The following is a 10,740-nucleotide window of genomic DNA, read 5'->3' on the forward strand; positions in this document are numbered from 1 at the left end:
CAGACCTCCGCCTACTCGGGTCGGGCACCGTTCCGGCACCCCGCGCCCCGCGGTTCTCCCGCCGGACGTTCGTGCGCCATTGTGTCACTGCCCGACGACGCCGCGGCGCACCCGCCGCGCGCGGCCGGCCCCGCGGCGGCGTCGTGGACGTGGAACCGGGCGGCGGTCCTGTCAGGCGGCCGACGGGCGCTCGCCGCCTTCTCTCCCGGCCCATCGCGCCCGGGCGAGGGACCGCGCGGACCGGCGCCGCGGCGTCGTCGTCCCACGGGCCCGGACCGCGGCTCGCGACCGCCCGGGGCCCACATAGTAAAATCGCCACCAGCTCCGCCCGGAGCGCACCCTTCACCGAGGAGAAACCATGTCCCACCTGCGCCGACTCGTTCCCGCGCTCGCCGTCCTCTCCGCCGCGGCCCTGGCGCTGACCGGTTGCGAATCGACCTCGGGCGGTGACGCGCAGGCCAGCGGCGGCTCCGGAACGTTCACCGTGTGCGCGAACTCCCCCTACCCGCCGTTCGAGTTCGAGAAGGACGGCAAAGTCGTGGGCTTCGACATGTCCCTGGGGGACGAGATCGCCAAGGACCTGGGCAAGGAGAAGCAGTTCGTGCAGGCGAACTTCGAGACCCTCGAGTCCGGTGCCGCCCTGGACACCGGCCAGTGCGACGCCGCCATCTCCGGGATCTCCATCACGGACGCGCGCAAGAAGTCCGTGGACTTCTCCAAGCCGTACTTCAACGACCAGATCGCGCTGCTGACCAAGAAGGACTCCGGGATCAAGGGCTTCGACAGCGTGGGCGACAAGACCGTGGGCGTGCAGCAGGCCACCTCCGGCGAGGACTACGCCAAGGACAAGAAGCTGAACACGCAGCAGTTCGAGGACGTGGAGCTGATGTTCCAGTCCCTGGAGTCCGGCGGCGTGCAGGCCGTGTCCGGCAACATCTCCACGCTGTCCAAGCGCGCCGAGTCCAACCCGGACCTGGAGGTCGTGCAGACCGTGGACACCAACGAGAACCTGGGCGTGGCCGTGAAGAAGGGCAACAAGGAGCTGCTCGACTCCGTCAACAAGACCCTGGACCGCATCACCAGCGACGGCACCATGGACAAGATGAAGAAGGAGTGGATGGGCCTCTAGGCCCTCCCCCCTCCGCGGCAGCACGACACACGGTGCCGGGCGGTGACCCACCGCCCGGCACCCACATGTGGGCCACCGGCGCCCACCCACAGACAGGGAGAAACCCATGGCCATGACCACCCGGCAGCGCGCCAGGCTGTCGCGGGGCATCCAGTACGCCGTCCTCGCGGTCGTGCTCGTCGCGCTCGTGCTCCTCGCGGACTGGGACATCCTCTTCCAGCGGGTCCTCAACCCGCAGGTGGCGATGGACCAGTTCCCCGGGATCATCACGGTGGCCCTGAAGAACACCCTGATCTACACGGTCCTGGGCTTCGTGGTGGGCCTCACCCTGGGCGTGGTGCTCGCGCTCATGAAGCTCTCCTCCGTGGCGCCCTACCGCTGGCTCGCCACGCTCTACATCGAGTTCTTCCGCGGCGTCCCCGCCCTGCTCGTCTTCCTGGCCCTGGGCTACGGCATCCCGCTGGCCTTCGGGTTCCGCTTCAACCACTACGTGACCGTGATGATCGCCCTCGGCGTGGTGGCCGCGGCGTACATCGCGGAGTCGCTGCGCGCCGGGCTGCAGGCCGTGCCCCCGGGCCAGTACGAGGCCGCCCGGTCCCTGGGCATGTCCCACACGCGCGCCATGGTCACCATCGTGATCCCGCAGGCGCTGCGGATCGTGCTGCCGCCCCTGACCAACGAGGTCATCCTGCTCACCAAGGACTCCTCCCTGGTCTACCTGCTGGGCATGGGCGTGCAGCAGTACGATCTCACCAAGTTCGGCCGCGAGGGCATCTCCAGCGCCGGCGCCGGGCTGACCCCGCTCATGGTCGCGGGCGTCTGCTACCTCATCATCACCGTGCCGCTGGGAATCCTCTCCCGCCACTTCGAGAACAAGACCGACCGGGTCAAGAAGTCCTAGGAGCTCCCGTGTCCACTTCCGCAGCATCCCCCACGCCGTCCACCGGCGAATCCCACCACTCCGACGCACACGGGGCCTCCGAGAGCGCCGTGCACGTCCAGGACCTGCACAAGTGCTACGGCGACCTCGAGGTCCTGCGCGGCATCGACCTGGATGTGGCCCCCGGCGAGGTCGTGTGCCTCATCGGGCCGTCCGGGTCCGGCAAGTCCACCCTGCTGCGCTGCCTCAACCTGCTGGAGACGCCCCAGCGCGGCACCATCTCCGTGGGCGGCTACACGGTGACCGACCCGGAGCTGGACGTGGACGCCATGCGCCGCCGCGTGGGCATGGTCTTCCAGCAGTTCAACCTCTTCCCGCACCTGAGCGTGCTGGAGAACTGCACGGTCGCCCAGGTCAAGGTGCTCAAGCGCCCCGCGGCGGAGGCGAAGCGGGTCGCGCTCGCCAACCTCGAGCGCGTGGGGCTCAACGAAAAGGCCTCCCAGCGCCCCGCCCAGCTCTCCGGCGGTCAGCAGCAGCGCGTGGCGATCGCCCGTGCCCTGTCCATGGACCCGGAGCTGATGCTCTTCGACGAGCCCACCTCCGCGCTGGACCCGGAGACCGTGGGGGACGTCCTCGCGATCATGCGCGGGCTCGCCGCGGACGGCATGACGATGCTCGTGGTGACCCACGAGATGTCCTTCGCGCGCGACGTCGCCGACCGCGTGGTCTTCATGGACGGCGGCGTGGTCGTGGAGCAGGGCCCCGCGCGCGACGTGATCGGCGCACCGCAGCACCACCGCACCCGCGCGTTCCTCTCGCGCGTGCTGGACCCCACCGCCGTGGCTGCGCCCGAGCAGGCCGACGACGCCGACGCGGCGCCCCCGGCGGGCGACCTCACGGACTGAGCGGACGGGCCCCTCAGACCATCCCGGAGGGCCGCACGGTGACGACCTCGACCTCCGCGTCCCGCGTGGCGTCGACGGCCAGCCGGACCGCCGCGGCGATCTGCTCGGGCCGGATCCACTCCTCCGCGCGGTACTCGCGGCCCATGTAGTCGTGCAGCTCGCGCTGCATGTCCGTGGCCACGCGGCCCGGGTGCACGGACGTGACCCGCACGCCGTTGCCGCGCTCCTCCTCGCGCAGGGCGTCCGTCAGCGCCCGTAGCGCGAACTTGGAGCCCGAGTACAGCGCGCCGGACGGGTTCGCGGTGAACCCGGAACCCGAGTTCACGGCCACCACGTCACCGCCCGCGGCGCGCAGCTGCGGCAGGACGAGGCGGGTCAGCTGGGCCACGGAGATCACGTTGACGTCGAAGATCTTCTCCCACATCTCCCGTGGTGCGTCCGCGACCGGGGACTGCGGGGCGATGCCCGCCGAGTGGACGAGCACGTTCAGCTCCGGGAACTCCTCGCGCAGGGGTGCCCACGCGGCGGCCACCTGCTCGTCCGAGCTGACGTCCGCCACGAACGGCCGGGTGCCGGGCCCGACGCCCGCCAGTTCGGCGCGGACCCGCTCGACGTCCTCGGCGGAGCGCCCGCCGATGAAGACGACGTGGTCCTTCGCGAGGTCCTGGGCAACGGCCCGACCGATGCCGCGGGTGGCACCGGTGACGAGTGCGGTGCGGACGGCTGCTTCCTGGGTGCTCTGATCGCTCATGCGGCCATGCTATCGAGCGGGCCGGACCTCACTGCCCCGCCAAGAATTCCTCCACGGCCCGCGCCCCGACCTCGTGCGCGGCGAGGTTGAACTCCCGCAGGGTCTCCCGCTCCAGCGGCACCTCCACCACGCGGCGGCCCACCACGGGTGCGGCGAGCGCCGCGGTCAGTTCGATCGCGCTGTCCGCCCGGCCGTACTCGAGACCGTAGGCCGCGCACAGCTCCGCGATGGACGCCTCGTGCGGGGTGCCGAAGAACCGTTCGACGGCGGCCGCGTACCGCTGGTCCTGGCCCACCGCCCCGTGCTCGAGCGTCTGGAAGATGCCGCCACCGGCGTCGTTGACGACCACGACGTGCACGTCCGGGACCTGCTCGCCCGTGCCGAGCAGCAGTCCCCCGGCGTCGTGCAGGAAGGTGAGGTCGCCCATGACGGCGCGCACGGGCCGCCCGGTGCCGAGCGCCACGCCGTGCGCGGTGGCGATCGTGCCGTCGATCCCGGCCACGCCGCGGTTCGCGACCACGGGCAGGGGGTCCTGCGCGCGGGCCACGAGGTCCAGGTCCCGCACGATGTTGGACGAGCCCACCACGAGCGCGGAGCCGTCCTGGCAGCTCGCGTCCCACACGGCGCGGGCCACGTGCAGCCGCGTGAGGCCGGAGTGGGCGTCCGCGTGGCGCAGCACCGCGGCGTCCGCCACCGCACCGGACTCCTGCCACGTGGGCAGCCACTCGGCATCGGGCGTGCCGACGACGGCCAGCGCCTCTGCGAAGCTCCGCACCTCGGTCTCGCTGCCCCGGCCCGGGTCGAGCCACGGCACCGGATCGGGCCGCACCGCGACCACGCGCACGTCCGGGCGGCGCAGCAGCGCCGAGACCCGGCGGCTCAGCGTGGGGCGACCCACCAGGATCACGGCGTCCACGCGAGCGCCCAACGACGACGCCAGCAGGCTCTCGTAGGACGCGATCGCCACCTCGCCGGTGCGGGCGTTGGAGGACGGCTCGGCGAGCAGCGGCAGGCCGTGCTCGTGGGCGAAGCGCGCGGTGACGGCCCCGGCGCCGTCGCCGGCGAGCACCACGGGGTGGGCGGTGCCGGGCCGAGGGGAGACGGGGCGGGCCTCGGGAGGACGGTGTGCCGCGGCGTCTTCTGGCAGCAGCGGCTCGTCGGCCACCGACCACGGGTGCGCCCGGGGCCACACGAGCTGACCGGATGCGGCGTCCTCCGCGTCCCGCACGAGGGCGTCGGCCCACGAGCGCAGGTGGCGGTGGTCGTCGTCGGAGGCGGGGTAGAGGGGGTCGCGCAGGGCGACGTTCACGTGCACCGGGCCGGAGGGGGTCTCATCGGTGCCGTGCAGGGCATCCAGCACGGGGGTGAGGAAGGACTCGATCTCCTCGCGCTGCGCGTCCTCCCCCAGGCCGGGGTCCGCGACGGGCAGCAGGTCCACGGCGGAGCGCACGAAGTTGGCGAAGATCCCCGGCTGGCGGGTGGTCTGGTTGGCCCCGGTGCCGCGCAGCTCCGGGGGCCGGTCCGCACTGAGCACCACCACGGGGGCGCCCGTGTGGGAGGCCTCCATCACGGCGGGCACGAGCTCGCCCACGGCCGTGCCGCTCGTGGTGACCACGGCCGTCGGGGCCCCGGTGGAGCGGGCGATGCCGAGGGCGGTGAAGGCGGCGTCGCGCTCGTCGATCCGCACGTGCACGCTCAGCGCACCGCTCGCGTGCGCGGCGGCCGCGGCGTAGGCGAGCGGCGCGGAGCGCGAACCGGGTGCCACCACCAGGTGCCGCATCCCGCGCCGCACCAGGGCGCGCAGGACCGTGGTGGCCGAGAGAAGGCTGGGGGAGGTCATCCCTGAGAGCGTACCCACTCGCGGCGACACGGTGCGCACCACCGGGTGCCGTTCGACCCCCGGGGGGACGCGCGCGGTGCGCTCCCCCGGGCGCGGTCTCAGATGGCCCACTCCCCCGCGTCCGCGCGCAGGTTGCCGAGCACGCCGGGGGTGGCCACGCTGTCGTCCTGGATCATCCCGGCGGCCTGGGTGCGCCCGGACTGGGGGTCGATCAGCAGGAACGAGCCGAGCGCGTGCGAACGCGTGTACGCGGCGGTGAACAACGGCTCCGCGACGCGCACCGTCACGCGGCCGATGTCGTTGAGCTCGAACGCGTCCACCGACTCCGCGGCGAGGCTCTCCAGGTTCAGCCGCCCGTCCAGGGAGCCGACGATCCCGCGGACCACCCGCGTGGTGTGCTTGAGCAGCACGCGCTGGCCCTCGCGCAGGGGCTTCTCGTCGTCGAGCCAGCAGACCACGGCCTCCACGGTCTTGCTGCCCGACGGCGCCCCGGCGGGTGCCGCGATCAGGTCCCCGCGCGTGATGTCGATCTGGTCCGCGAGACTCACCGTCACGGACTGGCCGGCGACGGCGCGCTCGGCCGGTTCCCCGGCGACGTCGATTCGCTCCACCGTGGTGCGCCGGCCCGCCGGCTGCACGAGGATCTCGTCGCCCACCGCGAGGCTGCCGGAGGCCACTTGGCCCGCGTAGCCGCGGTAGTCCACGAACTCGGGCGAGACCGCCGCGGACTGCGGCCGGATGACGGTCTGCACGGGCAGGGCGAAGCGCTCGTCCCGGGTGAGCTGGGAGGAGTCCGGAAGGCTCTCCAGCCAGCCCAGCAGGGACGGCCCGCCGTACCAGGGGGTGTGCTCGGACGGCTCCACCACGTTGTCCCCGCGCAGCGCGGAGACGGGGATGGTGCGCAGGTCCAGCACGCCCAGCTCGTCCGCGAGGGCGTGCAGGTCCCGGTCCAGGTCCTCGAAGGCCTGGCGGGCGTCCGGCACGAGGTCGATCTTGTTGACCGCCACGATCAGGTGCGGGACACCCAGCAGCGCGGCCACGGCCAGGTGGCGCCGGGTCTGCTCCACGATCCCGTGCACCACGTCCACGAGCACGATCAGCGCGTCCGCGGTGGAGGCGCCGGTGACCGTGTTGCGCGTGTACTGCACGTGGCCCGGGCAGTCCGCGAGGATGAAGCTGCGCGCGGGGGTCGCGAAGTAGCGGTAGGCCACGTCGATCGTGATGCCCTGCTCGCGCTCGGCCCGCAGACCGTCCGTGAGCAGCGCGAGGTCCGCGGAGTCCAGGCCGCGGGACTGGCTGACCCGCTCGATGGCCTCCAGCTGGTCCACCAGGATGTTCTTGGTGTCGTGCAGCAGCCGCCCCACCAGGGTGGACTTGCCGTCGTCCACGCTGCCGGCCGTGGCGATCCGCAGCAGGCTTGCCGTGTTCTCGGTGCTCATCTCTAGAAGTAGCCCTCTCGTTTGCGGTCCTCCATGGCGGCCTCGGACACGCGGTCGTCCGCGCGGGTGGCGCCGCGCTCGGTGAGCGTGCTGGTCATGACCTCGGCCAGGACCTCCTGCGCGGTGGCCGCCGGGGACTCCACGGCCCCCGTGCAGCTCATGTCCCCCACGGTGCGGTAGCGCACGGTGCGCCGCTCCACGCTCTCGCCCTCGCGCGGGCTCACGTGCTCGCCCACGGCCAACCACATGCCGTCGCGGCTGATGACCTCCCGCTCGTGCGCGTAGTACAGGGCGGGCAGGTCGATGCCCTTCTCCGTGATGTAGGACCAGATGTCCAGCTCGGTCCAGTTGGACAGCGGGAACACCCGCACGTGCTCGCCGGGGCGGTGGCGCGTGTTGTACAGGCTCCACAGCTCAGGTCGCTGGTTGCGCGGGTCCCACTGGCCGAACTCGTCCCGCAGGCTGATGATGCGCTCCTTGGCGCGGGCCTTCTCCTCGTCGCGCCGGGCGCCGCCGTAGACGACGTCGTGGCGGCCCTCGGTGATCGCGTCCAGCAGGGGCACGGTCTGCAGCTGGTTGCGGGTGCCGTCCGGGCGCTCGGCCAGGCGGCCGTCGTCGATGTAGTCCTGGACGGAGGCCACCTCCAGGCGAATGTGGAGGTCCCTCACCGTGCGGTCCCGGAACTCCAGGACCTCCGGGAAGTTGTGCCCGGTGTCCACGTGCAGCACGGGGAACGGGATGGGGGCCGGCCAGAAGGCCTTGGCGGCCAGGTGCAGCATGACCACCGAGTCCTTGCCGCCGGAGAACAGCAGCACGGGGCGCTCGCCCTCGGACGCCGTCTCGCGGAAGATGTGGATGGACTCGGCCTCCAGGCGCTGCAGCTGGGTCAGTGCTGTGGGGGTGCTCATAGATGGATTCCGCATTCTGTCTTGCCCACGCCCGACCAGCGGCCGGCGCGGGGATCTTCTCCGGGGGCGACCTTGCGCGTGCACGGGGCGCACCCGATGGACGGGTAGCCCTGGCTCAGCAGCGGGTTCACCACCACGAGGTTCTGTTCGGCGTACTCGACCACGTGGTCGAAGCTCCAGTCCACGATGGCGTTGATCTTCACCATCTGGTGGTGCTCGTCCCACTCCACGGGCGCGGCGTTGGCCCGGTGCGGCGTCTCCTCGCGGCGCAACCCGGTGACCCAGGCCTCGTAGCCGGCCAGGGCGTTGTCGAGCGGTGCGACCTTGCGGATCCCGCAGCACAGCCCGGGGTCGCGGTCGTGCAGCTTGGCGCCGTACTTCTCGTCCTGCTCGGTCACGGTGAGCTCCGGCAGCAGGGTGCGCACGTTCACGGGCCAGTCGCTCGCGAACTGGTCGCGGGTCTCCAGCGTCTCCGGAAAGTGGTAGCCGGTCTCCAGGAACAGGACGTCCACGCCCTTCAGGTGCGTGCTCACGAGCGCGGGCACCACGGTGTCCGAGGCCATCGAGCACGCCACGGCCAGCTTTTTGCCGAAGGTCTCGGCGGCCCACGCGAGCACCTCGTCCGGGTCCGCGTCCCGCAGCCCGAAGCGCTGCTGCGCTTCCTCCACGAGGGCCTTCAGCTCCTCGGTGGAGCGCTCGCGGCCCGGGGCGGCGACGTCGCCCACGGAGCCTGCGGGCGGCGTCGTACCCGTGGCCCCGGCGGTGGGCGCGGACGACGACGCCGCGCGCGCCACCTCCGCGCGCCCGTCCGGCGCCGTAATGGCGTCCCCGGCGGGACGGCCGGGGGTGATCGTCACATCGGTGGTGCTCATCGCAGCGAATCCTCCTCTGCACTCAGGGCCCACTCGGCGAAGCTCTGGTCGCTCTCGCGCTCGGCCAGGAAGGTGCGGGTGACACGCTCCACGTAGTCGGACAGATCGTCCGAGGTGACCTTCAGGCCGCGCACGGTGCGGCCCAGACCGCCCTCCTCGCGGTCCGGGGAGGCGAGTCCGCCGCCCAGGTGCACCTGGAACACGTACTCCTCGCCGATGTACTGGCCCTTGAGCCCGATGTCCGCGGTCTGGATGCGGGCGCACGAGTTGGGGCAGCCGTTGACGTGCAGCGAGATGGGTGTGGGGATCTCCACGTCCGCCAGGCGCTGCTCCATGTCGTCGATCACGCGCGCGGCGAGACCCTTGGTCTCCACGAACGCGAGCTTGCAGAACTCGATGCCCGTGCACGCGATGGTCGAGCGGCGGAAGGGGCTGGGCTTGGCGTCCATGCCGTACGGGGCCAGTGCCTCGATCAGCCCGTCCACGTTCTCCTCGGGGACGTCCAGGACCAGGACCTTCTGGTGCGGGGTGAGCCGGATCCGCGAGGAACCGGCGGCCTCCGCGGCGTCCGCGAGCGCCAGCAGGGCGTCGCCGCTGAGGCGGCCGGCGGTGAGCGCGAAGCCCACGAAGCGCTTGCCGTCCACCTGCTCGTGGACGCCCACGTGGTCCGAATGGCCCACCGCGCGCTCGGGTGCGGGGCCGTCGGGCAGCTCGAAGCCCAGGTACTCGTCCTGCAGCACCTGGCGGAACTTTTCGGTGCCCCACTCCGCGAGCAGGAACTTCAGGCGGGCCTTGGTGCGCTGCTTGCGGTAGCCGTAGTCGCGGAAGATCCCGCAGACCCCGGCCCACACCGGGACCACGTTCTCGCGGGAGACGAAGGCACCGAGCCGCTCCCCCAGGCGCGGGGACACGGACAGTGCACCGCCCACCCACAGGTCGTAGCCGGGGCCGAGCTCCGGGTGGTTGACACCCACGAAGCTGACGTCGTTGATCTCGTGCACCACGTCCAGCGTGGGGCTGCCGGTGATCGCGGTCTTGAACTTGCGCGGGAGGTTCACGTACTCGGGGTTGCCGATGAACTCCTCGCGCAGTGCGGCGAGGTCCTCGCTGGGGTCGATGATCGCGTTCTTCTCCACGCCGGCCACGGGGCTGCCCAGGAACACGCGGGGGGTGTCGCCGCACGCCTCCAGGGTGGTCAGACCCGCCCGGTCCAGGCGGTCCCACATTTCGGGGACGTCCTCGATGCGCAGCCAGTGCAGCTGGATGTTCTGCCGGTCCGAGACGTCCGCGGTCCCGCGGGCGAAGTCGTTGGAGATCCCGCCCAGCACGCGCGCCTGCTCGGTGCTCAGCTGCCCGCCGTCCAGGCGGATGCGCTGCATGAAGTACTCGTCCGAGAGGGACTCGGCGTCCAGCTTGGAGGTGTTCGCGCCCGCCACGCCCTGCTTGCGCTGCGTGTAGAGGCCCAGCCAGCGGAAGCGGCCGTGGACGTCGTCCGTGGGGATCGAGGCGTAGCCCGTCTTCGAGTACGTGTCGATGATCCGCTGCCGGACGTCCAGGGAGTTCTCCTCCGCCTTGAACTCCTCGTTGTGGTTCAGGGGGGCCCGGCCGCTGACCTTCCACTGGCCCAGATCGGTGCCCTTGCGGGGTCCGCGCACGCGCCCGGAAGCGGCCTGCGGCGGCGCTTTCTCGGTGTCTGCGGAGGTGGTCATGGCTGCTCCTTGGGTGAGAGGGAGGCGAGTCGCTCTAACGTACCGACCGCCCCGCCGCGCCCCCTATTCACCGTCACATTCACGTCACACAGCCGGTGTCCTCCCACGTCACAGCCGGGTGCCCACCGACGAGGACGCCGCGACGCCCGGGTTCCCCGAGCACCGCTCGGATCCGCTCGGGGCGGCCCCGGGCCGCTACGCGCGCACGCGGACGGAGGCACCCGGGTGCGCGGGCGGCGTCGTCGTCACCCGGCCCTCCCCCGGCACGACGAAGCGGGCGGGAGCGCGACGAACCGCGCTCCCGCCC

9 protein-coding genes are annotated in these 10,740 nt (G+C 72.0%); 3 read left to right on the forward strand and 6 right to left on the reverse strand.

All coding sequences use genetic code 11. From position 1 onward, the window contains the following. The first annotated feature begins 358 nt into the window (after positions 1-358). The 3 genes from KVA01_RS01165 to KVA01_RS01175 all read left to right on the forward strand — a co-directional run bounded on the left by KVA01_RS01165 (position 359) and on the right by KVA01_RS01175 (position 2,914). Positions 359-1,129 carry an ABC transporter substrate-binding protein gene (locus KVA01_RS01165; RefSeq protein ID WP_068468125.1) on the forward strand — a complete coding sequence of 257 codons (771 nt, stop codon included), beginning with the start codon at positions 359-361 and terminating at the stop codon, positions 1,127-1,129. A gap of 106 nt (positions 1,130-1,235) precedes the next feature. Continuing rightward, complete coding sequence (locus KVA01_RS01170) at positions 1,236-2,030, forward strand: amino acid ABC transporter permease (RefSeq protein ID WP_068468127.1); 795 nt, start codon at positions 1,236-1,238, stop codon at positions 2,028-2,030. An 89-nt stretch (positions 2,031-2,119) separates the two neighbouring features. Continuing rightward, complete coding sequence (locus KVA01_RS01175) at positions 2,120-2,914, forward strand: amino acid ABC transporter ATP-binding protein (protein WP_068468156.1); 795 nt, start codon at positions 2,120-2,122, stop codon at positions 2,912-2,914. Between the two features lie 13 nt (positions 2,915-2,927). Here KVA01_RS01175 and KVA01_RS01180 read toward each other — a convergent pair whose 3' ends face one another. The 6 genes from KVA01_RS01180 to KVA01_RS01205 form a co-directional block, all read right to left on the reverse strand. Beyond that, entirely contained in the window at positions 2,928-3,665 is a 738-nt protein-coding gene (locus KVA01_RS01180; RefSeq protein ID WP_068468129.1) for an SDR family oxidoreductase, read from the reverse strand. A gap of 28 nt (positions 3,666-3,693) precedes the next feature. Next, positions 3,694-5,505, reverse strand: coding sequence for a 2-succinyl-5-enolpyruvyl-6-hydroxy-3-cyclohexene-1-carboxylic-acid synthase (gene menD / locus KVA01_RS01185; protein WP_141268572.1), 1,812 nt, complete (start codon positions 5,503-5,505; stop codon positions 3,694-3,696). A 98-nt stretch (positions 5,506-5,603) separates the two neighbouring features. After that, positions 5,604-6,944, reverse strand: coding sequence for a sulfate adenylyltransferase subunit 1 (locus tag KVA01_RS01190; protein ID WP_068468133.1), 1,341 nt, complete (start codon positions 6,942-6,944; stop codon positions 5,604-5,606). A 2-nt stretch (positions 6,945-6,946) separates the two neighbouring features. Beyond that, complete coding sequence (gene cysD / locus KVA01_RS01195) at positions 6,947-7,852, reverse strand: sulfate adenylyltransferase subunit CysD (RefSeq protein ID WP_371858560.1); 906 nt, start codon at positions 7,850-7,852, stop codon at positions 6,947-6,949. Then, on the reverse strand, positions 7,849-8,724 hold the full coding sequence (locus KVA01_RS01200; RefSeq protein WP_231860572.1) for a phosphoadenylyl-sulfate reductase: 876 nt from the start codon (positions 8,722-8,724) through the stop codon (positions 7,849-7,851). The genes cysD and KVA01_RS01200 overlap by 4 nt, the downstream gene beginning before the upstream one ends. Then, complete coding sequence (locus KVA01_RS01205; protein ID WP_068468137.1) at positions 8,721-10,433, reverse strand: nitrite/sulfite reductase; 1,713 nt, start codon at positions 10,431-10,433, stop codon at positions 8,721-8,723. Before KVA01_RS01205 ends, KVA01_RS01200 begins: the two co-directional genes overlap by 4 nt. Positions 10,434-10,740: the final 307 nt, after the last annotated feature.

Origin of the sequence: Kocuria varians (assembly GCF_006539885.1) — a bacterium.
In the GTDB taxonomy this organism is placed as follows: domain Bacteria; phylum Actinomycetota; class Actinomycetes; order Actinomycetales; family Micrococcaceae; genus Kocuria; species Kocuria varians.